Here is a 24,865-nt window from a genome sequence, read left to right as displayed (position 1 = left end):
AAAGGTTTGAATGATTTGAAGTACCAAGATAAAAATCTATCAAGTTCAGAACGAGCAACTGACCTTCTTCATCGGATGACGATTGAGGAAAAAATTGCTCAATTGCAATGCTATAATCCTAAAGACAAAAATGGTCCGAATTTACAGGATGATTTTACCAATGGCATCGGAGCTGTGGCTTTTTTAGCTGCAGCTTGGGATGAAAATAAAGAAATAGTCTCACAAAAATTGACGGATTATCAAAAACAAGTGATGGCTAAAAGTCGCTTTAATATCCCTGCATTATTCCATATTGAAGGATTGACAGGTGTACTTATGCCAGATGCGACCAGTTTTCCCACTGGAATCGGAAGAGGTGCAGCCTGGGATGTTGATTTAGAGAAAAAAGCTGGTGCAGTTATCGGAAAACAAATGAGTACTGTTGGTATCAGACATGCATTAGCGCCTGTTTTGGATGTCAGTCGCGATGCCCGCTTTGGGAGATATGGCGAATGCTATAGCGAAGATCCAATGCTGGTCTCCGCTTTAGGAACTGCGTATGTTGAAGGAATTCAATATTCTGGTAAAGACGATACGTATGCTATCATGGCAACGAGTAAACATTTTGCTGGCTATCAAGCAGGTCAAGGTGGAATCCATGCGGCAGCGACCAATATACCTGAAAGGGAATTACAAGAAATTTTTGCTAAGCCATTTCAAGCAGCAATCAGTAAAGGAAACCTGCGCTCCGTAATGAATCATTACGGAGCGGTTGATGGCGAACCTGTCGCAGGTTCAAAAAAACTATTACAGGATCTTTTAAGAAAAGAAATGGGCTTTGATGGGCTGCTGGTTTCTGACTATGCATCATTAGAAGAGCTGTACACGCGTTTGAGTGTTTGCGGTGATCGAGATGAAGCCGCGAGATTATCTTTAGAGGTGGGATTTGATATGGAATTTCCCACACCGAATGTTTTTGACGATAACTTAATTGAAATGCTTAAACAAGGTGAAATCGATCAACATTTGTTGGATCAAGCTGTATTGAGAGTATTAACAGAAAAATTTGCGTTGGGATTATTTGAGAAGCCATTTCCTGATGATGTAACTACAATTGAGCAAGTTTTTAACTCTTTAGAATCAAAAGAAACCAGTTTGGATTATGCAAGAAAATCAATGACACTACTGAAGAATAATGGGATCCTGCCCATTAAAATCGCAAATAAAAAAGTGGCGGTTATTGGTCATCTTGCAAAATCTACGCGAAGTCTTTTTGGCGGTTATTCTTATATGAGTGTTTTAGAGCTCGCTATGGGTGGCAGAAATACGATGGCAGGAATCGAAAGCTCGCCAGAGAAAGCCTGGAAATATCAAGACAAGGATACGTATAAAGGCTCAATGATTGATGTGGAGTTTCCAAATTTAGAAGAAGTCGCGAATTCGGCTTATAAAAATTGCAGAAATATTTATGATGAACTAGTAAAACAGTGTCCGTCTGCACAAGTAGGCTATGCATATGGTTTCCCCTATGTTGGATCAGATGAAACGCATCATGCTGCGGCATTGACTCTGGCGCAAAAATCAGACATATCCATCGTCGTCGTTGGGGGCAAGTATGGATGGGGAACTTCCTGCAGTACTGGTGAAGGAATCGACTCAAGCAGTATTAATCTAGCACCTTGTCAGGAACAATTACTAAAAAAAATGGGACAAGCTGGCTGTGAATTTATCATTGTTCATTTAGATGGACGACCTATTTCCAGTGATGCTGCCGATAAATACGCCTCAGCAATCATTGAAGCATGGAATCCGGGTGAATTCGGTAGCCAAGCGATTGTGGAAACTATTTTGGGTATCAATAATCCAAGCGGGAAATTACCAGTTTCCGTAGCTTACAGTTCTGCCCAAGCGCCATTGTATTATAATCATGGCCGAGGATCGAGTTATCATGTAGGGACACAGTCACCATTCAGTTCATATATCGATTTGACACATGAACCAAGATACTATTTTGGTTATGGCTTATCCTATTCATCATTTGAGTATAGCCATCTAACTATTCACAAAAAGAAAATCAATGGGTTTGAAAAACTAGAATTTCGTTTTGAAATTGAAAACAATGGCTCCCGCAAAGGTGAAGAGGTTGCGCAGCTATATTTGAAAGACAAGATATCCACTGTTATTCGTCCAGAAAGAGAATTAGTTGGATTTTGTCGTATTTCTTTGGATGTCAATGAAAGAAAAACAGTTGAATGTACCATTGATTTAAGCCAGATAGCCTTTCTTGATCGAGAGTATCGATGGAAAATTGAATCTGGAGAATTTGATCTGTTGGTTGGAAGTTCCTGCAATGATATCAAATTAGAGGATTCTTTCGAAGTTGTTACAAATGAATATGTAGCTGGTAAAAATCGTGAGTTTTATCCTTCATATTCTATTAAATAATTGACTGAGTCAGGGGGAACCCTGGCTTTTTGATGTTTCCTTCCAGCATTTCCAACGATCATTGACATCATTCTGACAACAATCTATACTGAGGAAAATAAATTTTGGAGGATGGCTATTAGATGAAGGTGAACAGGCTCGTCAGTATTATTATGATACTTCTTGATAAAAAACGCATCGGTGCACAGGAATTAGCGGATATGTTTGAAGTTTCACCACGTACTATTTACCGCGACATCGAGGCCATCAATATAGCTGGGATTCCTATTCGCTCAACCTCGGGAGTAGGCGGCGGTTTTGAAATTATGGAAAATTATAAAGTTGATCGAAATATTTTTTCTACCACTGATCTTTCGGCCATTCTAATGGGACTTTCCAGTCTTTCCAATATGGCAAGAGGTGATGAGTTGGTGAATGCTCTTGCGAAGGTAAAGAGTTTTATTCCTGCCGATAGAGCGAAAGACATTGAGATAAAAGCGAATCAACTAGCGATTGATATGACTCCATGGATCGGCAATCAGAATATCAAACCCTACCTAGAAATAATCAAGACAGCTTTAAGTGAAAGTAGATTGCTGATGTTTGATTATGCGGATCGTTATGGGAATAAAACTAAACGCACGGTTGAACCTTACCAGCTAGTATTAAAAAATAGCCATTGGTATTGGCAAGGTTATTGCTATGAAAGAAACGATTATCGCTTATTCAAGCTGGTACGCATGTCAGACCTGCAACTGTTAACAGAATCCTTTATTCCCCGAGACTATCAAAAACCACAGTTGGAATTTAATGAAATCCTAGAAACAATGCAGACTCAGATCAAACTTCGTATTCATTACTCGGTCATGGATAGAGTATTGGATTTTTGTACCTATGAGCACTTTTCACCAGATGGCGATGAGCATTACCTAGTGGATTTTCCATTTATCGAGAATGATTTTTACTATAGTATTCTTTTCAGCTTTGGAATAAAATGTGAATGTTTAGAGCCGCCACATGTTCGTGAGGAAATGAGGCGCAAAATAGGGGAGATAGCTGGAATATATGAAAGTTGGTATTCATTTTAATAATAATAGATCGTTCTGACTTATATAGTTTAAGAATAAACATACATTATTTTGTAAATCCTCTCTTTGAAAAAAGTAGAGGATTTTTTGTATTAGTAATAAATCAATTTAAGAATCAGAATACTCAAAAGACAAGAGTCGCCGCTAAGCTGCTGGAATTTAAACTATAATGGGAAACAAGGTGTTGAAATAATAACTCTATATAAGTTTTCTAATTGAGTATGTAGAATAACATCACCAAGTGAGGGATTCCATTGGGGAAATCTTTAAATGAAAACGCTTATACTTTTATTCATGCAGAATCTATAATGTAAGCATAAGGAAAGGAGAATAATATTGAAATCGGGAGCAGCACAGAAGAGAGGGGTTAGAAAATGCTGGAAGAAAAATATTATATCGTTTTAAAAGAAATCGTTACTAACCCTAACACGACAAGAAAGGGGTTGGAAACCAAATTACAATTAACAAAAGATCAAATCAAGTATGCCATGAGTAAAATCAATAGTTACTTGAATGAAAATGAATTGCCAAGTATACAAAGAACAAGGAATGGTGGATTTGTCATCGAGCAATCTGTCATAAATTTTATTCAAAAAGATGAAGACACTCAGAAAAGTAGTGAGCTTTTCTATTCAGAGGACGAAAGAATAATGATACTTGCACTATTATTATTCAATGAGTCGTTAGATCTCTCACTCGAGTATTTTTCGTATGAGTTGAAGGTTAGTAAAAATACAATTTTACGAGACCTTTCAAAGCTTAAACAAAAATTGATTGTCCATTCAATTAAAATTACTTATTCCCGCATACATGGCTATTCAATTTCAGGAAACGAATTACTTATTAGAGATTTCGTAAAAGAAACTCTCTATCATGTTAACAAAATGTCTAATGGAACTCAAATTTTAGATGGATTTTCTGGTGCAACATCGCGAGAGCGTTTTGAAATGGTGAAAAACTTAAAACAGATAGAAACGGAGCTGGAGATACGTTTCACAGACGAGCAATTTAAGATACTTCCATACTTTCTGTTAATTCTATTTAATCGAATCAACAGTGGAAAAGTCGTAAAAGAAAAAACCTATGAAGAAGAACTAGACATTTCTAAGTTGGAAGAAGTTCGTTTAATCAAGCAGATTCTATTGCTAGACAAATACGGCAGAAGAGAAACGATTTATATCTCGTTGCAAATTTTGACCTCAAAAATAATTTCTGCAAAATTTGTAAATGAGACGATCACAAATAATTTAAGACGAGCGTTGAATTTATGCATTGATAATTTTGAGATCAAAACATCAATTGAACTAAAAGATCGTGAGATTATTTTAAACAGCTTGATGTATCATCTAACACCAGCGTATTACCGTATCCGCTATTTGATTAATGAAAAGAATGAATTATATGAAAAAGAATTTTTAGAAAATGTTATCGCTAGATATGATTTCCTAAATTCAATTATTAGAGACTGTTTTAAACCGTTAGAAGAGTTATTAGAAGTACCGCTACCCGACATAGAGATTATGTACATTTCCTTAATTTTTGGGTCGAAAATTTTACCACAAGGAAAATCAGACTATCCGAAAATGAAGACGGCGATAGTTATTTGTCCCAAAGGTGTCACTTACTCACAACTAATGTTGTCTCAATTAATGGACATTTTTCCAGAAGTCTATTTTTATGAACCAGTCTCACATCGTGCATTTGAAAAAAGTAATTTAAAAGTAGATATCATTTTTTCAATCGGTCATTTCCATTCGTATGATAATTGTTTTGTAGTACAGGCTGCAATGACAGAAGAGGAAAAACAACAGCTGCGTGCCTTAGTGGTTAAAAAGGTGTTTGGCGTAGAGGACAAATTGAATATTGTTGAAAGAATTATGGGAGAAATTATAGAATTCATCCCAAGAGAAGAACATTCGGCTGTTAAGGAAAGTATCCTAGAAATACTGGGTGAAAAACTACCGATCAAACAAGAACGAATCAGTCATGCATTTGAAAATAGTATTTTACGAATCTCTGATTTTCTTACGTTGGATAAGATCAAGATTATTGATCGCGTAGTGGATTATCAGGAAGCAATGACATTGGCTGGTCAACCGCTACTATTAGACGGTTCTGTAACAACGGGCTATATCCAAAGTGTGATCGATAGCCATGATTTTGCTGATCCTTATACAATTTTAGGAGAAGAAGTAGCTATACCACATGCGTTACCTGCCGATGGTGTTAAAAAAATAGGTATCAGCTTATTGATCGTTCGCGAAGGTTTTTATTATGCAAGAGATCACGCTCTAAAATTAGTTTTTTTCATTGCACCAATTGATAAAAAACAACACAATCAAGCGATTATCGATATCTTGACGATTGCTGAATCTCAAGAAATCATCGATAAATTGACGAACACGGACGATAAACGAGAAGTGTTTAAGATATTAAAAGAAATTTCTAACTAAGAGAGGAATATAACGGATGAATAATCAAGAAATAAAAGATAGTTTACTGAATACGTTAAGTATTGAAGCCGCTACGATTGCAAAGTTACAGGAAACAGTAGACGTGGAAGTACTCACTACACTAGTCAAAAAAATTGGTGAAAAAAAAGGGAAGGTGGTTGTTACTGGATGTGGGACTTCGGGCGCTGCTGCTAAGAAAACAGTCCATTCACTTTCTTGTGTCAGCGTGCCCGCTGTATACATGAATCCAGCCGATGCCATTCATGGATCAATGGGAATCATTGATGAGGGAGATATCGTCATTCTGATTTCAAAAGGCGGCAATACAAAAGAATTAGTGAATCTACTAGAGTCGATCAAGGCGCAAAAGGCCTATATTGTCGGAGTTGGAGAAAATCCAGCATCAATTATTGGCAAGTATTCAGAGTTGTTCTTGAAGATTGTCGTAAATAAGGAACCAGACACCTTCAATATGTTAGCTTCTGCCAGCACGTTAGCTGTTATGTCAACTTTTGATGCGGTATGTATCGCGTTAATGACTTATACGGGATTTACTAAAGAACAATTTGGGATCAATCATCCTGGCGGTGCTGTCGGTGATCGTTTATTAGGTAAATAAGGAAAAATGGAAGGTAAATGCGTATGAATGATTTAGTAAACATGGTGATTCCGGAGAATATTACTTTTTTTGAAGAACAAGAAAACGTTAATAAGGAGAGCATTCTTGAAACGATAGCTCAACGATTATATAAAAACAGCTTTGTAAAAGAAAGCTATATCGAAGCAATCAAGGAACGGGAAAGGATATTTCCAACAGGGTTGAATACCACGACTTTCGGAATAGCCATTCCTCATACTGATAGCAAACATGTTAACAAAGCAACAATAGCAGTTGGAATATTAAAGCAGCCCGTTTCTTTTCAGGAAATGGGTGCTGAGGATATCGAAGTTCCTGTCAGAATAGTATTTATGTTAGCGATCAAGGAACCAGATAAACAACTAGAAACACTTCAATCAGTAATCTCATTGATTGAAAATGAAGAGAAAATGAATGCCCTTGTTCATTCAAAAAATGAATCGGATGTTATTCAATTACTAAACTGACAAAAGATAGGAGAAATAGACATGAAGAGCCTTTTTGAAGAACTAAATGACCGGATGCTTGGCAGCTTTGGAAGAGGGATTGTTGCATTCTTGATCGAACACAAAAGTATCTTCCTGATTCTATTTGCGGTATATGGCGGCCTGCTTTTGTATTCTAAATTCATTTATATGTATTACATTCCAACAAAAATCAAAAAAATAATTTTTGAAAAGCCTGATTTATCTGTGAATCAGCTTTATGTAGATTGGCAACAAGTCAAAGCCGCTTCACCATGGTTCATTTTAGTTCCTACGAAGAATGAAATGTGGGTAAAACTATTAAGAAATTCAGATGGGAAGTATCAGATGTTATTTTTTAATAAAAAGAACAGCTATACAAGTGAGTCAGAAATGTTAGACAAGATTTATGAAGACTTGAAAGGAGATTTCACACTTGGTAAAGAATAAAATCATGCCTTCGCTTTTTGGAGCAGATATTGGAAATTTACAAAATGAAGTGAAACCGTTAATTGAATTAGGGATCGATACACTGCATGTGGATATGATGGATGGTAGTTTTGTTCCGAACATTGCATTTGGTCCGACACAAGTAGCGGATCTAAAAAAAATACTGCCGTTTCAATTTGATGTTCATATGATGGTGGAAAATCCAGAGAAATTTATTCCGCAATTAATCGAAGCGGGCGTTGAATATATCAGTATTCATCAAGAAGCGACGCCGCATTTATTGCGGGGACTCCAACTGATCAAACAGTTAGGTGCAAAGGCAGGGGTAGTATTGAATCCAGGTACACCGATTGAAACACTCGATATGATTTTAGAAGAAATCGATTACGTTTTGATTATGACCGTAAATCCAGGTTTAGGTGGACAAACGCTCTATCAGCCAATTTATAAAAAGATCGCGGCATTAAAAGAAATGATTGGGGATCGAGACATAGATATTCAAGTTGATGGCGGGGTTAATGATGAGAACATCAAAGCTTGTGAAAAAGCAGGAGCAAATTGGTTCGTAGTTGGTTCATACATGTTTTCAGGTTCTGCCTCAGACCGCTTAGCAACATTAGAAAATGCGTTAAAGTAAGGAGATAGTCAGACAGATGAGATCATTAAAATTATATGGAAAACAAGATTTACGTTATGAAGAAGCGGAGAGACCAATTTTAGAAAAAGCCTCAGATGTAATTATTAAGGTCAAAGCGGTGGGGATTTGCGGGTCGGACTTGTCGCGCTACAAAAAATTAGGCCCCTATGTTGAGGGGATGGTTTGGGGACATGAGTTTTCTGGAGAAGTAGTTGAAATCGGTTCGGAAGTCAAACATATCGCCATTGGTGATCGTGTAGCCGGAGCCCCTTGCTTTACATGTACCGATTTAGATGTGGAAGAAGAATGTTATTACTGTAAGAAAGCAGAGTTTGCTCGTTGTGAGAACTTAACAGTTATTGGAGCACGTCATGGGGGAGCTTATGCTGAGTACATTCGATTACCAGAAAAGAACTGTGTACCGATCCCTGATTCTGTGGATTACGAATCAGCAGCAATGATTGAACCGTCAGCGGTTGTGGTGCACGGTTATTATCACACCAATTTGACGGCTGGTGACACTGTAGTAGTGGTAGGTTGCGGAAATATCGGTTTGCTGTCAATCAAATTCGCGAAGATTTTCGGGGCAACTAAGATTATCGCAGTTGATATTGCTGATGAAGCTTTAGCAATGGCAAAAGCAGCTGGGGCCTCGCATACGATTAATTCCTTAAAAGAAGACACGTTAGAGTCAATCAGCAAATATACTGACGGACTTTTATCAGATATCGTGGTTGAATCCGCTGGGTCACCGATTACTTCTGCCCAAGTGTTTGCCTATGCAAAAAAAGGTGGCGGTATAGTATTTATGGGAATTCCCTACGCCGATATTTCAATCGAGCGCTTCTACTTTGAAAAAATCGTTCGCAGCGAATTAAAAGTTTGGGGCGCATGGAGCTGTGTTTCGGGTCCATTTCCTGGAAAAGAGTGGCATACAATCATGGCACTTTTAGAAAATAATCAACTGGAACTAAAATCAATGATTACGCATCGCCTAACCCTAGCAGAAGGACCAAATATTTTTGATACGATCACTCATAAGAAACCGGAAGATAATTTTGGAAAAGTGATGTTTTTCCCAGAAAAAGAGTAGTTGAAAGGACGATGAAAATGAATAGAAAAAGAATTTATGTTTGTTGCGGTACTGGAATTGCGACTTCAACAGTTATTGTAAAAAAAGTCTCCGAATTTTTAAATGAAAATAATATCCCTTTTGATATCAGTCAATGTATTGTGTCAGATGTTCCTTCAAAAGTTGCTAATAAAAAACCTGACGTCGTGATCAGTTCCACAACGATTTCGGCAGATTTAGGTGGTGTTCCCGTTGTTTTAGGAAGATCTTTCCTAACGGGAATTGGTCGTGATAAAACAAAACAGGAGTTAAGGGAAATCTTAGGATTTTAACGATAGGGAGGAAAAAGAATGTCAGTTGTTTTTGACTTTTTTAAATACATCATTGATTTAGGTGTAAGTGTAATGATGCCAATCATCATTACTATATTGGGTGTCGTTTTTGGGAGAAAACTGACAGTATCCTTTAAAGCAGGACTAACTGTTGGGATTGGTTTCATCGGAATCAATGTAATGTCTGGTGTCATGATGAATGCCATCACGCCAGTTACAAAGGCTTTAGTTGAAAGATATAATTTCAGTTTGACGGCTACAGATATTGGTTGGGGGATTGGATCATCCATTGCTTGGGGAACCCCAGTTGTTCCTTTTGTTTTTCTAGCGATCATTGCGACCAATATTATTATGTTAATGTTTAACTTAACAAAAACAATGGATGTAGACATTTGGAATTATTGGCAGCCGCTCTTTATCTCCAGCGCGTTATACTTAACAACAGGCAGTATGATTTTAGCTGTATTGAGTGCTGTGATAAATATGGCAATTATTTTCAAATTAGCGGATTGGACACAAAAAGATGTTTCTGAAGTTCTCGGTTTAGAAGGGATTTCGTTACCTGCATTGCAAACAACAGGGTGGGCTGTTTTGGGATATCCAATGAACTGGTTATTAGATCGAATCCCAGGGATCAACAAAATCAATTGGACCACAGAAAAAATTCAACAAAAGCTTGGAATTTTTGGTGAACCGATGATGATGGGGTTGATTATCGGAGGTCTGCTCTCAGCTGTTGCCGGTATGCCAGTTTCAGATGTACTTACAACTGCTGTATCAATCGCAGCATCATTAGTTTTGATTCCAAGAATGGTTTCATTATTAATGGACGGGTTGATCGTGATCTCTGAAGCCGCGCAAGAATTTATGGAAAAACGATTTGAAGGTCGAGAAATTCATATTGGATTAGATGCTGCTTTGGGTATTGGCCATCCTTTTGTATTGTCACTAGGATTATTAATGATTCCAATTACTTTAGTTTTGGCATTCATTTTACCAGGAAACAAAACTATGCCTTTAGCAGATTTGACAGCTTTGCCGTTTTATATGATCTTTGCGATCTTACCCTCCAAAGGAAATCTATTCAGAGGTGTAATTACAGGTATCTTTATCGCGGCGATTACACTCTATATTTCCGGCATAGCGGCACCAATTATGACTGGATTAGCAGCCGATATTGGCTACCAGATTCCTGGAGGTGCTACTGAAATTACATCACTAGCAGTTGGAACACAATGGTATTCTTGGATCGTGTATTATGTACTGAGTCTATTAGCTTAATTTTATAGAGCTGTTCACTATTGGACAGCTCCTTTTTTATTTTTTGTCTTGTTTATCAGGATGGAAATATCTGATGTGTGATAAAAAAGTATGATTGAAAATAGTTAATAAAAGAAAGTGTGAACTGTAATATCGTTATTTAAAAAAATGTTGAAAATAGATATTTTCAAGTTTCATTTTCTATTTAATAATTTGGAAGCTAAGTTAATGGATAAAAAAGGAATCACTAGCAAAATGGAAATTTTCTGAAAATTAATTAACGATAAACTTGGTGGAATTGTTTTCAATTATATATTTAAAGTTATTTATTCTTTGATTTCTCATTTTGAATTTATCTAAAAAACCTAGTTGACATTAAGAATATTGAGTGTTACCCTTCGTTTGTAAGCGATTACTGAATCTTGTGATAAATTTTACATAGGAATGGGGTGAGAAAATGACTTTCGTAAAGGAATACAATCGTACAGTTCTAAATTCCTGAGTACGCACACCAATCTTAGCGTGTTCTAAGACAGTATGTGAATCAACATTTTCTCACCGTATTCTATATCAATAGACGGTCTCATTTTTTGTGAGCTTTTTGATCAAGGGATAAGTGTGCGTTTTTTGGAATAGCAGCCACCTTATTTGTGATGGTCAAAAGTAGTGCTTATTTAGACGTGGCAACACGGGATGAGTGTGTCTAATAGAATAGGACGAGGAAAACATACTGTTAGCAAAAGGTATGTTTTTTTGTTGTGCACATTTTGTCTCAAGATTTAGTAAAGGAGAAGAGTATGGGGCTTGGACCAAGTACGAAAATGACTTCGTTGTTTCATTTCGATTGCCCAGTCGTTAAGGAGTTGTTGCAGCATCCTGATGTTGACGTACCAGGGGTGATCATTGCGGGCGTTTCGGAAAATTATTTGGAAAAAGTATTCACTGCACAAAGAGTCGGAGACCTGCTGGATGCATTAAAACCGGATGGTGTAATCGTGGTCACTGATGCATGGGGCAATCATCATGTTGATTTTGTCAGCGTAATCGAAGAAGCGGGGCGGCGTAATCTTCCGTCTGTAGGGATGAGTTTCTTTGGTTTGCAGGGGCGGTTAGTTTACACTAGCGACTATTTAGAAACGTTGATTGATTTGAATAAAGGAACGATGGGTTACGAATCCTGTGTTGTCGGAGAAAATCACCTATCTATCCTAGATGCCCATAAAGCAGTTTCGATTTTGAAAAATAAAATAGCCAAAAAGAAAGTAGCGGTCAGTGGTCCTTCTACGTATTCACACAGGCCTGAACTAACAAGAAAGTATTTTTCAATCAAAACAGTGTTTTTTGGTGAGGAAACCCGGATTGATCAAGAAAAACTAATCATGACACAAGAGGTACCAGATATTTCGACCTATCAAAAATGGATCGAAAAGGTTGACGTTTCTCTGATTCCACCAAATCAACGTGATCAATCGGTACATTCGAATTTGGATTTTTTCCCAATTGCCTGCAAGGCTGCTGGTGCATTGGGGGAAGGAATTACGCATGTGCTTCAGGGTGTAACTGCAATGATCACTGGAGTGGAGCAAAACAGCCATTTTGAACCAGCGAATATCGGATCTTCAGAAGGAATTTTAGCGGAGCAAGTTGTTTTTGGTACGGCTGGAACTCCAGGAGAAAACGATACGATTATCCAGATTAATTTTTTGTTCAAGGAGGGGCAAGGGCGGACCAAAGAAGGCATACGTGCACCTCATAAAATTGCGGATCTGATAATTAATAATGTTCGACTTGAACTGAAAGAAAACGATACTGAGCCCATCAGAATAGAAAAATACGACTGTAAACCTGAGAAGGCCGTTCAAAAAATTGTCTTGATCAAAAGTGTTTCAGGACTAGGAAATATGTATGAGACTGCGGTATTTCCAAACCAGCCTGGCGGATATATCGGTTCTTATTCAACGATGGATTTTATGAATATGCCGGTAGTCGTTTCTGTGAATCAAATAGTGGACGGAGTTATCCATTCATTGCTCTAAGAATGATGGAGTAGATCTGATTTTCTAAGAAATTTAGCAAAAATAAGGAGATAGAAGCATGGCAAATGTTTATGGATTTGCATTAAAACAAGGGATCGGTGCACCAAGTGAACCAGCAGTCACAAAAACGGAACGGGTAGAACGGGGGCAAGTGATCGCTCACTGTCAGGAAGACAAGCTGGGAAATAATATTCACAGCAGTATTTCTGGCACTGTTAAAGAAATAAACGAAACGCACATTATGATTGAACCGGATGACGTTCAAAAGGCAGAGTACGTTGAGCTTTCTTCGGAAGCGCCGTTAGATCGAATCCGAGAAGCAGGAATCATCGGATTAGGCGGAGCGGGGTTTCCAACTGCGGTTAAGTTAAGTCATCGTTTTGAAGGCAAAGGAACGATCTTGATCAATGCCTCAGAATGCGAGCCGGTTCTCAGCCACAATATTGAACGGACAGAGAAAAGTCCTGCTGAGATCATCCGCGGTATCGAGCTTATTATGGAACTGACGAATGCCACAGAAGCGATAATCGCTATCAAAGGGCATCATGAATCGGCGATTGCAGCGTTGACTAGCAAACTTCCTGAAAAAATCAGTATTCATAAACTGCCGAATATTTATCCAGTTGGAGATGAACGAGCGGTTGTGCGGGAATGTCTGGATATCTTATTGGATGTGGATCAGCTGCCCTTAGCGGCGGATGCAATTGTGATCAATTTAGAAACTGTCTTTCGCGTGTATCAGGCGGTCGATTTGAAAAAACCGCTGATTGATAAGGACTTGACCGTTGCTGGAAAGCTAGTAGATTCTGGTGCGATCAAGACCTATTTTGACATGCCTTTAGGGATGAAATTTTCTGAAGTATTTGATCTGGCAGGCGGAATCGGCAAGGAATATGGAGAAATCATTGAGGGCGGACCATTTATGGGGAAACGCGCTAGTTTAGATAGCTATTTACAAAAGACGACGGGCGGCTTGATCGCTTCAGAGGTGTTCTGGAATGGACCTGAAAAAATCGGATTGCTTGTTTGTGCCTGCGGAGCGCATAAGGAGCGGTTGTCACAAATCGCTGACAGTATGGGCTCAGAAATAGCGGGTGTTGAATATTGCAAGCAGGCAATTGAAGTTAAAGGGACATTGAAATGTACGAATCCTGGGATTTGTCCGGGACAAGTACAAAAAGTCATGGCTCTGAAAAAGGCCGGGGCAGAAGCTATTCTGATCAGCAATTGTACAGACTGCTCTAATACAGTGATGTCCTGCGCACCAAAAATGAAATTACCAGTTTATCATGCGACGGACGGTTCGATGCGTGCCTGCAACTTGAAATTAGTTCGCAGAATGAAGAGCACTACCTAAAAACGGTTATACAAAAATTTTTATATAAAAGGAGAGAGTATAATGTCAATCACCGAAGAAACATTGAAGCAACATCTGAAAGATCCTGCAGTTCTATGCTGTCGCAGAGAGAAAGGAACGGTCATCAGTGCCCAGGACCTAGAAGATCCATCTCTATTTGATGACATGGTCGATGCAGGTTTAGTCACTTTAAGTGATGACGGATTGACGATCGAAGAAGTTGTTGGGGCGACCTTAGCAAAAGACAGTGAAGCGTTGATTCAGCTAACCTCTGATTTACTTGAAGGGGTGAACAAGCCGGAACCAAAAGCACCAAAACCTGCGCCAAAACCAGAAGTGGTACCTCCAGCGCCAGCAGTAAACAGCGGTATGATTGAAGTTGAGATCGACAAACTGGAAGGCTTGAAATTAAAACTACCGGCAAACTTGGGATTCGCTGGCGCACCAGCACCAGCCGGACCTCCAGCGCCTGCGGCTGAAAAAACTATTGGTGAGAAAAAAGTGATTCGCCAATTAAAGAAACAGCATATAAAAATCACTGACGCTGAAATCGGCGATAAAACAAGCATTGAAAAAGGCAAGATCACGATCGACCGCAAGCTGGTTGAAGGAGCGATCAAAGAAGACAACCTAGTGAAAAAAATTAAACTGGATGTTATCAAACCAGATGAACGTCACATCTATACGGATACAATCATGGATGTTTGCCCAATCGCGACTAAAGTAGATGGTGAATTAGGCCGTGGTGTGACGAAGATTTGTGATGGTGTTGTCTTCATGCTGACAGGGGTTGATGAAGAAGGCACGCAAGTTCATGAATTTGGTTCATCAGAAGGTTATTTAGATGAAAAAATGTATTTTGGCCATCCAGGTTGTGCTGATGAGAAGGATATCATCATTCGTTGTGAAGCGGTCATTGAAAAACTTTCAGGTATGTCAAGACCTGGACCGTTGGCGGCACATAAAGCACAAGATTTTATTATTCAAGCAGTACGTGAAGAATTAAAAGGCTACGATGGAGAGATCGTTCAAGAAGAAATCTGTGAAGATATTCGCCGTAAGGGCAATCCTCGGATCGTCTTAGTGAAGGAAATCATGGGACAAGGTGCGATGCACGATAATGTCATCTGTCCTTCAGAACCTTGCGGAATTGCGGGCGGCCGAATGAACGTTGACTGCGGAAATGTACCGATTATTTTAACACCAAACCAAGTTAGAGATGGATCAATCCATGCATTGACGTGTATTGGACCAGCTACCAAAGAAATGACGCGTCATTATATTCGCGAACCGCTAGTAGAACGTCTAGCAGAAGATGAAGAATTAGATTTGGTCGGCGTAATCTTTGTTGGATCACCGCAGGTAAACGATGAAAAAATCTGGGTATCTGAAAGATTAGGTTCGCTCTTTGAAGGGTTAGACATCGACGGTTGTATTATCACAACAGAAGGCTTCGGAAATAACCATATCGACTTTATTGAACATATTGGTCAAGCAGGTATGCGGGATATTCCTGTAGTAGGTGTATCTTTCTGTGCGTACCAAGGACAACTGGTTGTGGGGAATAAATACGCGGATGCCATGGTTGAACTGAACATGGATGAAGGCGGATTTGAAAATGATATTGCGGGAACTTCTTGTGTGACAAAAGAAGCAGCGGAACGTTCTGTTCAAATGCTTAAAAACAAGATGGCTGGTGTATCGATCCAAGCAGCACCGAAGAAATGGAACAACAATGTTATCAACGACAACAATCATTTACTGAATCTAGGCGACAATAAATTACTCGATAGCGGCACGCTTCATTAAGATGGAAGCAGTAGAAAAATATATGATCAATCCGACTCTGATGATGGGGACGGTCAAATCGAATGAAGACAGTCAAGTCATCATTAATCTGCGAGGGCGATTGGGATTAATCACCGTACCAGAAAAAATGATTCAAACTAGCGAGAAGATCGAAGCAGGAACGAAGCTGGCGTTCTATTTCAGCTACATTCAGACCGTTTCTCGTCCCTTGGATTATGATGATACCGAGCTCATGCAGCAGCAGGAACTTTTCCCTTGTCTGCTTGGTGGAAAGATCATTCATGTAGATGATACAGCAGTTCGTGTAGCGATCAATCAAGAGTTAGGGACGATCTATGTGCCTAGAAGATGGATGTTTACTTCGGTCGAGTTGACGGAAGGCTTAGCAGTCGAGTTTTATTTCAGTAAAATGACTATTCAGAAAAAATAGATTAGCTTAAGGAGGCTATAATAATGAGTTTGACAACAGTTGAGGGTATGAGATCTGAGATTTTTGTACCGATTACTCCAAAACCTATTTTTACAGAATTAAAGAAACCTTTGAATGAATGTAAAGTGGCATTTATCACGGCTGGTGGTATCCATAAAAAAAGTGATGTGCCATTTAATACTTCAGGAGATTTTAGTTATCGTACGATTTCTTTCGATACGCCATCTTCAGAACTGATGGTAACACACGGCGGCTTTGATAATTCTGATATCAATAAAGACGTGAATGCAATGTTCCCAATTGATCGTCTGCATGAATTAGTGAAGGAAGGGTTCATCGGATCATTATCAAAAGAGACCTATACCTTCATGGGCGGCGGCGGAAATGTTGAAAAATTCCAAAATGAAACTGGACCAGAGATCGCTAAAAAACTAAAGGAACAAGGCGTAGATATCGTTCTTTGTACCGGAGGCTGTGGAACGTGTCACCGCTCAGCGACAATCGTGACACGTTGCTGTGAAGCGGAAGGGATGAGTTGTGTAGTGATCGCTGCACTTCCACCGATTGCTCGCCAACAAGGTGCTCCTCGAATCACAGCACCACACGTACCAATCGGATCAAATGCTGGTGAACCAAACAATGTGGAACAACAAACAGCCATCCTGAAAGAATCTCTAGAATGGGTTCGCGATTGCCCAAGTTACAACAATACCAAAGTTCTGCCATATGAATATCGCCACAATGTTTAGACGTTTCTCTTCTATATAAATACCAAGCCAAGTGTCATAACAAGACTAAAATATAATTAGAAAAGTATCGACCGATTCTCTTTCTTTCCTATGTACGGTAAAGGAGAAAATCAGTTGATGCTTTTTTATTTAAAGATGTGAAAGTCCCCATTGATATATATACATGCGGAGGACCTGAAAAAAATATCATCCTATCATTATTGAGCAAAACATTTCCTGTGGAACCGGTATCACAACGTATACTTAAAATAAAAATAGGAGGATCGTCATGAATACTTACGTCAAGGTTGTGGATAAGAATGGGGAAGACTATTATTTTGCGGAAGTGGAATATGAGCAGGGAATCATCGGAATAAATAGACATCAAGGCCTTTATAAAGTGAAGGAAAAAGAAATCTATCCCTGCGATGTTCGAGAGATCGCAATCGAAAAAACAAGTGATGAAAGAATCATAAGTTTTTATCATGACAAGGAGCAGTACACTTTTTTTGATTCTGGCAATGGCATTGTTTCATTTTTGAATTGGAAGCTAAATCCGCTATTCTTTTCAAAAGTAGTTTGATGGGAAATGAAAACTGGATAGATAATGGAAGAATCTGGATAGGAAGCCTATCTGGATTTTTTTTATTTCTATTTTCTAATTACAGGAGTTGGCTGTTTTAGCTTTATTTATAGTAGAATTATTGTATTGAAATGGATTTGCAAACCATCTTTGTAAACTGAAGAGGGAAAAATATAAGGAGGAGCCATTATGGACTATCAAATTGAAGAAAAGGGAAAGCTCCGATTACTTGGAAAAGTGGAAAAGCAATTCGCGAATGATGTTAAAGCAGATGCATTTTGGAAAAAATGTGATCGAGACGGGACTTTGAAAGAATTATGGAATTACTCTTCATCACCAAAAAAAGAACTTATAGGTCTTGCAGATGGTTCTTCATATGATGGGGAGGGGTACCAATACTATATTGCGACACTTTTTGATGGTGAGAAGATTCCCAAGGGCTATGTAATCAAGGAAATTCCTGAGAGTCTATGGATAAGGTTTCGAGGGTTCGCTTTTGATGCAGAAGGATCAATAAATCAAGAGCTAAGGACTAAAATATATTCTGATTTTTTCCCGACATTGGACTACGAGCCAGTTGAATATCAGCTTGAGGTCTATTTGAAGGGGGAAAAGAGAGAAAATTTCGAGGTTTGGATAGCAGTAGTGGGAAAAGGTAATTGATCGGTTTTTACTAATAGTTGTGTATCTCTTTTTGGAAAAGTGAGATTTATAGGATCATCAAACATAACAATAAACAAGGAATTAACTTATAGAGAATTCTAACTAGTTAGAATTAACCACTCTAGAAAAATTACGCTTCATTTTTTGGAGGATCTGTGTGCTGATTTAAGTGATTAATAATCAGTTAGCTATGGACATTGGTCAAATTCGGTATTATGAGATGTATCAATAGAATAGAAAATAGCAGTGCCCCTTTCTAGGTTAAGAAGGGGTACTGTTATTTTTATTGGATAAAAGCTATTCTAATAAGCTAAAATTATTTTTTCTGTAATCAATCAATCGCTCATTTTTCATTTTTGCGAGTTCTCTGGACAGTGCACTTCGGTCAACACCGAGATATTCAGCTAACTCCTGACGTGAGAAAGGGATGCTGAAGTGTGTCGCATTGTTCTTTCGTGCTTGCAGCTCTAAATAATAGAGAAGTTGCTCTCTTAAATTTTTTTGAGCGACCAAATCGATTTTTTGATATAATGACTGGTTATTTAACAACAATAGATGGAAAAGATTTTCTATGATCCGTTGTCGCAAAATGCATGTCGTTTTTTCAGGATGCAAAATTTTGTCTCGCTCAATTGAGAGAATCGTGCAGGGGCCAGCTGCTTCGATCTCAAAATGATTGAGCGTATTTTTCTCCCACAGGCAATTTTCACCAAATAATTCACCAGCATTGAGTTCGGCGAATATCTGACGTTCTCCATGAATGTTTGTTTTGCTAAGGTAAATGGTGCCTTCTAAGATGATACCAATAGATTGACTAACTGTTTCTGAGTATAAAAGAACTTCTCCTTTATCATAGGAAACGACTTGTCCTTTGAGACAATTCAAGGCTTTGAACATTTCTGGCTGATCAAAGCCTTTGAAAAAAGTCGTATTTTGAAGAAGTGAAAGATATTTTTCCATAGCGTTCCCCCTTGTTGCAAATGCAACCGAATTTTATATGAACTTGTGCTATTCTTCAATGAGAATGATTCTCAATATCGTTTGAGTGAGTTCATTTTACCAGAAAATAGAAACTGATGTAAGGGGTGTCAAGATGGATGAGTTTATTTTTTCATTAAATGAGCTTGTTGGTTATAAGAATGGTCAAATCAGAAGCCGTTCGATGAGTCGTTCATTGAACATTGATATGCCATTGATGATTTATGCGTTGGATCGAGACGAGAGTATCAGTGCAGAACAAACGAGTATGACAAAGCTGATTCAGCTGATTGATGGAAAAATGCAGATCAAGATGAACGAAAAATGCTATCCGTTAGAAAAGGGGGAAATGATCGTTATTCCACCAAATAGTCTGCATGAAATTTATGCTACAGAGCGCTGCAAATTTTTACAAATAGAAACGTTATAAAAGAAAGGAAGCGAATAAAATGAGTTACATAAAAAAACTATCACACAGTAAAGTAATGGATTTAAGAAATGAAGTGCCGATTGATGAGGGACAGGTTGCAAGTATGACGTTGGTTCAGCGAAATGATTTAGGGATGTCAGTCTTTTCACTCGATACTGGACAGGAAATCGGTGGACACTCTTCTAAAGGAGATGCGATGGTCAATCTACTTAGTGGAATAGCCGAGATCACGATCGCTGAAGAAAAGTACACGGTTCATGCAGGAGAAATGATCATTTTACCAGCTAATATTCGACACGCACTGTATGCGGTAGAAGCTTTTCAAATGCTTCTAGTTGTTGTTAAACCACAATAAGGAGATCGTTGAGTATGGCAAAAAAAGTAGGACATTTGTTTTTAGCAGAGCTGGGAAAGAAGCGGCTGCGCCCAGGTGGTATCGAAGCAACGAACTGGTTGATGGAGCAAGGACAGTTTACAGCTGAAAAAAAAGTGCTGGAAGTTGCCTGTAATATGGGGACCACTTTGATTGAGGTGGCGCAGGAATACCAGTGCCAAATTACTGGTGTTGATATAGATCGTGAAGCATTGGAAAAAGCACAGCAAAATATCAATCATGCAGGGCTTCAAAAGATAGTCAAGGTACAGACTGGGAATGCACTGAAGCTGCCCTTTGAGGATAATACCTTCGATATTGTGATAAATGAAGCAATGTTAACGATGCTGGATGACCGATCAAAGCATAAAGCGCTTAATGAGTACTATCGCGTACTAAAGCCTGGTGGGAAATTGTTAACACACGACATCAGTTTGACAGATCATGTCGAGAGCCAACTAAGCCAGACTATCAAAATGAAAGTGGCTCCTTTGACGGTTGAAGATTGGTTAACGCATTATCAATCAGTCGGGTTTAAGAAGACTGACCAACGTACAGGAAAAATGTCTTTGATGAGCCCGATTGGACTAATTCGTGATGAAGGTTTCATAGGCGCTGTAAGAATTATAAAAAATGGGTTAAAGACAGAAAACAGAAAACAATTTCTTTCAATGTCCCGTTTCTTTCGTCATCAACAAAAGAATTTGCGGTATATCGTGAATTGTGCGGAGAAATAAGATGGGTAAAAGTAAGAAGAGGCAATTAATGATTACGATCTTTTTAGTGCTTCTTCCTTTTGTTACCGCTCTTATTTGTTTAGGTATGGGTAGGTATTCGTTGAGTTTGCTGGAATCCTTTCAAGTACTGCTGGCTCACTTTCTTAATATCGGAGAAGCAGTTAGTACTCAAGCGGTAACAGTTGTTGTAAATATGCGATTACCAAGAGTGCTAATGGCATTGTTGTGCGGTGGCGGCTTGGCTGTAGCGGGAGTCGCCCTGCAAAGTGTATTTGCTAATCCACTTGTTTCGCCAGATACAGTCGGTGTAGCGTCAGGAGCAAGTTTCGGAGCAGCGATCGCTTTAGCGTTGAATGCAAACTTATGGCTAGTTCAGTTATCTGCTTTGATCTTTGGTATTGCGGCACTGATGTTGACCTATTCTGTCAGTAAATCACGTGGGGAACGTACAATGATTATGCTGATTTTATCAGGAATGGTAATTTCTTCTTTATTTCAAGCAGGGGTATCAATGATCAAATATGTAGTCGATACAGACGATCGTCTTCCCGCAATCACTTATTGGTTGATGGGAAGTCTGAGTAACACGACCTATCGAAGTCTAAGTGTTTGTCTGCCGTTCATCGTAGTTAGTGTATTTTTGGTTTTTCTTTTTCGCTGGAAATCCAATTTGCTGATGCTTGAGGACGATGAGGCACGATCTTTAGGTGTCAATACTCAGAAATTGCGTCTTGTGTTGATCCTTGCATCAGCGTTTATTACCGCGTCTGTTGTATCAGTCTGTGGTCAAATAGGCTGGATCGGTTTATTGATCCCACACTTAAGTCGTATGCTGTTTGGAAATAATAATCTTCGAGTGATTCCAGCGAGTATTAGTTTAGGTGCTGTCTTTTTGGTAATCGTTGATACATTGGCGCGAACCATGGTCTCATCTGAAATCCCAATTTCTATATTGACAGCGATTATCGGTGCCCCATGTTTTATTTTTCTATTAAGACGAACTGGAGGAAACTGGTAATGAAGTTGACAGTTAAAAATGGAAGTTATGCCTATCCGAAAGCAGATCCTTTATGGGAAAATGTTGATTTGTCAGTTAAGAGTGGTGAGATTCTAGCTATTATGGGTCCCAATGGTGTGGGGAAAACGACCTTGTTAAAATGCATTATGAATTTGCTGCCATGGAAAACGGGAAATGTGTTTATTGATGGTCAGCCAACAGAAAAAATCAGTTATAGGGAATTTTGGCAGAAAATTGGATATGTTCCGCAGGCCAAAACAGTTACACAAGCCTTTTCAGTGAAGGACTTCGTTTTGATGGGGCGAAACGCTTTTCTGGGATCATTTGGAAAGCCAGGAAAAGCAGATGAACAAAAGGCAGAAGAGGTTATGGATCTGACTGGAGTATTAGATCTTCAAAACAAATCCTGTCGTCAATTGAGTGGAGGACAATTTCAGATGGTATTGATTGCTCGGGCTTTGTGTTCAGAGCCTAGGTGCTTGATTCTTGATGAACCGGAATCCAATTTGGATTTTAGAAATCAGTTATTGGTCTTGGACCTCATGAAGCGACTGGCAAAGGAACTCGACATAGCCTGTCTGTTCAATACTCATTATCCGGAACATGGTCTTCGAGTTGCCGATCAGGCACTTTTAGTCTACAAAGAAGAGCCAGTCTTATTTGGGAAAACAGAACAAATTGTAACCGAAAAAAACCTTGAACGATTGTTTCAAGTTAAGGTTCATATGGGGAAAAATGACCATGTACTTGGAAGCTATCAAACAGTTACAGCACTAGAAATTATGTAAGAAAGAGGAGAAATGATGAAAAGAAGATATATTGGCTCATGTTTGTTGGAGCACTGCTGCTTTTTTCCGGATGTGGAGAAAGCAGCCAGTCATTGGAAACGAAAGAAACAAAGGAAGAAACGCAACGTACGATCACGGATCATTACGGTAATAAAGTCACTCTTCCTGAGAAAATAGAAAAAGTTGCAATCTTAGAATTGCTGCCATTGCCGTCTGTATTAGCAGTATATCAAGGTGGAAATGTTGATAATTTGATTGTCATGCCGCCGGACTCACTTAATGCAGCTGAGAATTCGATTCTTTCTGAGTATGCACCGGATATTTTGGATGTTTCTACAGCAGCTTACGAAAATGGTGAGCTGAATATCGAGGAGTTACTTAATATGGCACCTGATATCGTATTTTATTCTGGTGAAGAAAACACAGAAAAGCTTCAAGAAGCGGGGATAACCGCAGTTGGTTTTTCACCGACTGCCGGTGGTACAAGTCCATTAGCGACTCTTGAGAAATGGCTAAATCAATTTGAAGATATTTTTCAAGAAAAAAGCAAAGTCAATGGCATTATCGAATACGGAAAAGAAACAGAGAACGAAATCAAAGAGCGTTTAGCAGAGATTCCAGAGGCAGATCGAGTAAAGGTGTTAGAAATCGCTCATTATAACGAAGGCGCGCTGACTGCCGCAGGTAAAGGGACCTTTGGTGAGTACTGGGTAGAAGCAACTGGCGGAATCAATGTTGCACTTTCAGCACAAAAAAATATTGTGAACATGGAGCAGATTTATGAATGGCAGCCGGAAAAAATATTTCTGTCCACACTGACATCGGTCATGCCAGAGGATCTGTACAAGAACACTGCCGTAGAAGGACATGATTGGAGTACGGTTACAGCTGTAGAAAACAAAGAAGTCCACAAATTTCCATTGGGTATCCACAGATGGTGGCCGCCTTCTACAGATGCACCTCTGACATTATGGTGGTTGGCAAAGCAAACTTATCCAGAAGAATTTTCAGATGTTGATATGGAAGATAAAATTACTGAATACTATGAAAAGTTCTATGATATTCAGCTTTCAGATTCACAGGTCAAACAAATTCTATCTCCACAAGAAAACGTAGGAAAGCTTTCTTATAAATAGTGATTGAACAGGAGGCTGTGTCAGACGTCTCTGAAAGGAAACTCCAGAAATGACGTGAAATCGTCTATTTCTGGAGTTTTTTTACGTGAAATTAAAGAGTATAGATAGGTGCCGTATTTTAAATCAATCTCGTAAAAAATCAAAAGTATTCATAAAAAAATATCAGCTCACTACAAACATCCCCGTTTCATAATAGTTCACTTCAGATTAACAACTATGACTTATTTCACAGTTTTAACCTATAGTTCTACAGGTGAGTTTCCACAAAAATCTAACACTTCAAGAAAGTTCTTAAACGTATATTGGGCAAGAGCATAATCTGTTTCATCAAGTGGAATAAAATCATTAATTTGGTATACGTATAAACCGGCTCGTTTTGCGGACAACAAACCATTTTTTGAGTCCTCAAAAACAACAATCTCATTCTTCTTAAAGCCAGATTTCCGAACCGCTTTTTCGAAAATTTCTGGATTTGGCTTGCCATTTACTATCTCATCTCCAAATACTGAAAAACGCAATTGCTTCCAAATACCCATTGATTTTAATAGAGTTATTGCTTCTTCCTTATGAGAAGATGTGGCCACACCGCATGTAATATTTTGTTTTTGGCAAAGATCAAAGAATTGAGTGATACCTGGACTTAAGTCGAATTTTGCCTGTTGAATATAGTGATTTCTGACGTGCATAAAAGAGCTGAAAAGACTTTGAAAGGGAAAAGCTGCTCCATAATGAGCAAGGAAAAGTTCCTTTATCTCTGTTGTTGGGCAACCTAGAATGGTTTTATAGAACGCTTTATTGAGTGGATAACCGGCCTCTTCAATCAATCGCTGCCAGACTTGATAGTAGCATTCTTCGGAATTGATCAATGTTCCATCCATATCAAAAATTACACATTTCATTGAAAGACCTCCATCATCTTTGTTTTCCTTATGTAGTAGTTTATCATTATATATAAAAGAACAATTACATAACAAAGCCATTTTTGGCAAACAGTCATCTGACA

Annotated in this window: 25 protein-coding genes; 23 read left to right on the top strand and 2 right to left on the bottom strand. The window is 38.6% G+C overall.

Going from position 1 to position 24,865, the window contains the following annotated elements:
• Window positions 1–6 precede the first annotated feature (6 nt).
• The 17 genes from IGI38_RS14860 (at window position 7) to IGI38_RS14780 (ending at window position 18,402) form a co-directional block, all read left to right on the top strand.
• Entirely contained in the window at window positions 7–2,424 is a 2,418-nt protein-coding gene (locus IGI38_RS14860) for a glycoside hydrolase family 3 N-terminal domain-containing protein (RefSeq protein WP_438732033.1), read from the top strand.
• Window positions 2,425–2,546: 122 nt separating this feature from the next.
• Window positions 2,547–3,491, top strand: coding sequence for a helix-turn-helix transcriptional regulator (locus tag IGI38_RS14855; protein ID WP_438732032.1), 945 nt, complete (start codon window positions 2,547–2,549; stop codon window positions 3,489–3,491).
• A gap of 374 nt (window positions 3,492–3,865) precedes the next feature.
• Complete coding sequence (locus tag IGI38_RS14850) at window positions 3,866–5,944, top strand: BglG family transcription antiterminator (protein ID WP_438732030.1); 2,079 nt, start codon at window positions 3,866–3,868, stop codon at window positions 5,942–5,944.
• 16 nt (window positions 5,945–5,960) lie between these two features.
• A complete protein-coding gene (locus tag IGI38_RS14845; protein WP_438732028.1) occupies window positions 5,961–6,563 on the top strand; it encodes an SIS domain-containing protein in 603 nt (200 codons plus the stop codon).
• Window positions 6,564–6,586: 23 nt separating this feature from the next.
• Window positions 6,587–7,048, top strand: a complete 462-nt coding sequence (locus IGI38_RS14840; RefSeq protein WP_438732026.1) for a PTS sugar transporter subunit IIA — start codon at window positions 6,587–6,589, stop codon at window positions 7,046–7,048.
• A gap of 21 nt (window positions 7,049–7,069) precedes the next feature.
• A complete protein-coding gene (locus IGI38_RS14835; protein ID WP_438732024.1) occupies window positions 7,070–7,495 on the top strand; it encodes a hypothetical protein in 426 nt (141 codons plus the stop codon).
• Window positions 7,482–8,132 (top strand): ribulose-phosphate 3-epimerase, encoded by a 651-nt coding sequence (gene rpe, locus IGI38_RS14830; protein WP_438732022.1) that lies wholly within the window; start codon window positions 7,482–7,484, stop codon window positions 8,130–8,132. Before IGI38_RS14835 ends, rpe begins: the two co-directional genes overlap by 14 nt.
• 16 nt (window positions 8,133–8,148) lie before the next feature.
• A complete protein-coding gene (locus IGI38_RS14825) occupies window positions 8,149–9,225 on the top strand; it encodes a galactitol-1-phosphate 5-dehydrogenase (protein WP_438732020.1) in 1,077 nt (358 codons plus the stop codon).
• A gap of 17 nt (window positions 9,226–9,242) precedes the next feature.
• A complete protein-coding gene (locus tag IGI38_RS14820) occupies window positions 9,243–9,536 on the top strand; it encodes a PTS sugar transporter subunit IIB (RefSeq protein ID WP_438732018.1) in 294 nt (97 codons plus the stop codon).
• 18 nt (window positions 9,537–9,554) lie between these two features.
• Complete coding sequence (locus IGI38_RS14815; RefSeq protein WP_438732016.1) at window positions 9,555–10,817, top strand: PTS galactitol transporter subunit IIC; 1,263 nt, start codon at window positions 9,555–9,557, stop codon at window positions 10,815–10,817.
• A gap of 776 nt (window positions 10,818–11,593) precedes the next feature.
• Entirely contained in the window at window positions 11,594–12,832 is a 1,239-nt protein-coding gene (locus tag IGI38_RS14810; protein WP_438732014.1) for a glycine/sarcosine/betaine reductase component B subunit, read from the top strand.
• A 58-nt stretch (window positions 12,833–12,890) separates the two neighbouring features.
• Window positions 12,891–14,189 (top strand): proline reductase-associated electron transfer protein PrdC, encoded by a 1,299-nt coding sequence (gene prdC, locus IGI38_RS14805; RefSeq protein ID WP_438732012.1) that lies wholly within the window; start codon window positions 12,891–12,893, stop codon window positions 14,187–14,189.
• A gap of 42 nt (window positions 14,190–14,231) precedes the next feature.
• Window positions 14,232–15,998 (top strand): D-proline reductase (dithiol) proprotein PrdA, encoded by a 1,767-nt coding sequence (gene prdA, locus IGI38_RS14800; protein ID WP_438732010.1) that lies wholly within the window; start codon window positions 14,232–14,234, stop codon window positions 15,996–15,998.
• A 1-nt stretch (window position 15,999) separates the two neighbouring features.
• Window positions 16,000–16,428: a CBO2463/CBO2479 domain-containing protein gene (locus tag IGI38_RS14795; RefSeq protein ID WP_438732008.1), complete on the top strand. Its 429-nt coding sequence runs from the start codon at window positions 16,000–16,002 to the stop codon at window positions 16,426–16,428.
• A gap of 23 nt (window positions 16,429–16,451) precedes the next feature.
• Window positions 16,452–17,177: a D-proline reductase (dithiol) protein PrdB gene (prdB, locus tag IGI38_RS14790; RefSeq protein WP_438732007.1), complete on the top strand. Its 726-nt coding sequence runs from the start codon at window positions 16,452–16,454 to the stop codon at window positions 17,175–17,177.
• 268 nt (window positions 17,178–17,445) lie between these two features.
• Window positions 17,446–17,739, top strand: a complete 294-nt coding sequence (locus tag IGI38_RS14785) for a hypothetical protein (protein WP_438732005.1) — start codon at window positions 17,446–17,448, stop codon at window positions 17,737–17,739.
• A gap of 189 nt (window positions 17,740–17,928) precedes the next feature.
• On the top strand, window positions 17,929–18,402 hold the full coding sequence (locus tag IGI38_RS14780) for a GyrI-like domain-containing protein (protein ID WP_438732003.1): 474 nt from the start codon (window positions 17,929–17,931) through the stop codon (window positions 18,400–18,402).
• A gap of 297 nt (window positions 18,403–18,699) precedes the next feature.
• On the opposite strand, the gene IGI38_RS14775 is transcribed toward IGI38_RS14780, so the two are convergent.
• Window positions 18,700–19,362, bottom strand: a complete 663-nt coding sequence (locus tag IGI38_RS14775; RefSeq protein ID WP_438732001.1) for a Crp/Fnr family transcriptional regulator — start codon at window positions 19,360–19,362, stop codon at window positions 18,700–18,702.
• Window positions 19,363–19,495: 133 nt separating this feature from the next.
• Here IGI38_RS14775 and IGI38_RS14770 point away from each other — a divergent pair, with 133 nt between their 5' ends.
• From IGI38_RS14770 to IGI38_RS14745, 6 genes are read left to right on the top strand one after another with little or no spacing between them, the layout of a single operon-like run.
• Window positions 19,496–19,810, top strand: a complete 315-nt coding sequence (locus IGI38_RS14770; RefSeq protein WP_438732000.1) for a hypothetical protein — start codon at window positions 19,496–19,498, stop codon at window positions 19,808–19,810.
• A 19-nt stretch (window positions 19,811–19,829) separates the two neighbouring features.
• Window positions 19,830–20,165, top strand: a complete 336-nt coding sequence (locus IGI38_RS14765; protein ID WP_438731998.1) for a cupin domain-containing protein — start codon at window positions 19,830–19,832, stop codon at window positions 20,163–20,165.
• A 14-nt stretch (window positions 20,166–20,179) separates the two neighbouring features.
• The gene (locus tag IGI38_RS14760; RefSeq protein ID WP_438731997.1) at window positions 20,180–20,920 is read left to right on the top strand and encodes a class I SAM-dependent methyltransferase; all 741 of its coding nucleotides are present in this window, start codon (window positions 20,180–20,182) and stop codon (window positions 20,918–20,920) included.
• Between the two features lies 1 nt (window position 20,921).
• The gene (locus tag IGI38_RS14755) at window positions 20,922–21,938 is read left to right on the top strand and encodes a FecCD family ABC transporter permease (protein WP_438731995.1); all 1,017 of its coding nucleotides are present in this window, start codon (window positions 20,922–20,924) and stop codon (window positions 21,936–21,938) included.
• Window positions 21,938–22,726, top strand: a complete 789-nt coding sequence (locus tag IGI38_RS14750; protein ID WP_438731993.1) for an ABC transporter ATP-binding protein — start codon at window positions 21,938–21,940, stop codon at window positions 22,724–22,726. The genes IGI38_RS14755 and IGI38_RS14750 overlap by 1 nt, the downstream gene beginning before the upstream one ends.
• Before the next feature lie 38 nt (window positions 22,727–22,764).
• Window positions 22,765–23,862, top strand: coding sequence for an ABC transporter substrate-binding protein (locus IGI38_RS14745; RefSeq protein ID WP_438731991.1), 1,098 nt, complete (start codon window positions 22,765–22,767; stop codon window positions 23,860–23,862).
• Between the two features lie 239 nt (window positions 23,863–24,101).
• Here the strand turns inward: IGI38_RS14745 and IGI38_RS14740 are convergent, their stop codons facing one another.
• On the bottom strand, window positions 24,102–24,761 hold the full coding sequence (locus IGI38_RS14740; RefSeq protein WP_438731990.1) for an HAD family hydrolase: 660 nt from the start codon (window positions 24,759–24,761) through the stop codon (window positions 24,102–24,104).
• Window positions 24,762–24,865: the final 104 nt, after the last annotated feature.

It is taken from the genome of Enterococcus sp. AZ128 (assembly GCF_051714485.1).
Taxonomy (GTDB): Bacteria; Bacillota; Bacilli; order Lactobacillales; family Enterococcaceae; genus Enterococcus_A.
Note: the sequence above shows the minus strand (reverse complement) of the source record. Positions and strands in the feature narration are given on the sequence as shown.

Coding starts and splice junctions, on each gene's coding strand:
- IGI38_RS14855 (WP_438732032.1), top strand. CDS start 2,547: ATGAAGGTGAACAGGCTCGTCAGTATTATTATGATACTTCTTGATAAA.
- IGI38_RS14850 (WP_438732030.1), top strand. CDS start 3,866: ATGCTGGAAGAAAAATATTATATCGTTTTAAAAGAAATCGTTACTAAC.
- IGI38_RS14845 (WP_438732028.1), top strand. CDS start 5,961: ATGAATAATCAAGAAATAAAAGATAGTTTACTGAATACGTTAAGTATT.
- IGI38_RS14840 (WP_438732026.1), top strand. CDS start 6,587: ATGAATGATTTAGTAAACATGGTGATTCCGGAGAATATTACTTTTTTT.
- IGI38_RS14835 (WP_438732024.1), top strand. CDS start 7,070: ATGAAGAGCCTTTTTGAAGAACTAAATGACCGGATGCTTGGCAGCTTT.
- IGI38_RS14825 (WP_438732020.1), top strand. CDS start 8,149: ATGAGATCATTAAAATTATATGGAAAACAAGATTTACGTTATGAAGAA.
- IGI38_RS14820 (WP_438732018.1), top strand. CDS start 9,243: ATGAATAGAAAAAGAATTTATGTTTGTTGCGGTACTGGAATTGCGACT.
- IGI38_RS14815 (WP_438732016.1), top strand. CDS start 9,555: ATGTCAGTTGTTTTTGACTTTTTTAAATACATCATTGATTTAGGTGTA.
- IGI38_RS14810 (WP_438732014.1), top strand. CDS start 11,594: ATGGGGCTTGGACCAAGTACGAAAATGACTTCGTTGTTTCATTTCGAT.
- prdC (WP_438732012.1), top strand. CDS start 12,891: ATGGCAAATGTTTATGGATTTGCATTAAAACAAGGGATCGGTGCACCA.
- prdA (WP_438732010.1), top strand. CDS start 14,232: ATGTCAATCACCGAAGAAACATTGAAGCAACATCTGAAAGATCCTGCA.
- IGI38_RS14795 (WP_438732008.1), top strand. CDS start 16,000: ATGGAAGCAGTAGAAAAATATATGATCAATCCGACTCTGATGATGGGG.
- prdB (WP_438732007.1), top strand. CDS start 16,452: ATGAGTTTGACAACAGTTGAGGGTATGAGATCTGAGATTTTTGTACCG.
- IGI38_RS14785 (WP_438732005.1), top strand. CDS start 17,446: ATGAATACTTACGTCAAGGTTGTGGATAAGAATGGGGAAGACTATTAT.
- IGI38_RS14780 (WP_438732003.1), top strand. CDS start 17,929: ATGGACTATCAAATTGAAGAAAAGGGAAAGCTCCGATTACTTGGAAAA.
- IGI38_RS14775 (WP_438732001.1), bottom strand. CDS start 19,362: ATGGAAAAATATCTTTCACTTCTTCAAAATACGACTTTTTTCAAAGGC.
- IGI38_RS14770 (WP_438732000.1), top strand. CDS start 19,496: ATGGATGAGTTTATTTTTTCATTAAATGAGCTTGTTGGTTATAAGAAT.
- IGI38_RS14765 (WP_438731998.1), top strand. CDS start 19,830: ATGAGTTACATAAAAAAACTATCACACAGTAAAGTAATGGATTTAAGA.
- IGI38_RS14760 (WP_438731997.1), top strand. CDS start 20,180: ATGGCAAAAAAAGTAGGACATTTGTTTTTAGCAGAGCTGGGAAAGAAG.
- IGI38_RS14755 (WP_438731995.1), top strand. CDS start 20,922: ATGGGTAAAAGTAAGAAGAGGCAATTAATGATTACGATCTTTTTAGTG.
- IGI38_RS14750 (WP_438731993.1), top strand. CDS start 21,938: ATGAAGTTGACAGTTAAAAATGGAAGTTATGCCTATCCGAAAGCAGAT.
- IGI38_RS14745 (WP_438731991.1), top strand. CDS start 22,765: ATGTTTGTTGGAGCACTGCTGCTTTTTTCCGGATGTGGAGAAAGCAGC.
- IGI38_RS14740 (WP_438731990.1), bottom strand. CDS start 24,761: ATGAAATGTGTAATTTTTGATATGGATGGAACATTGATCAATTCCGAA.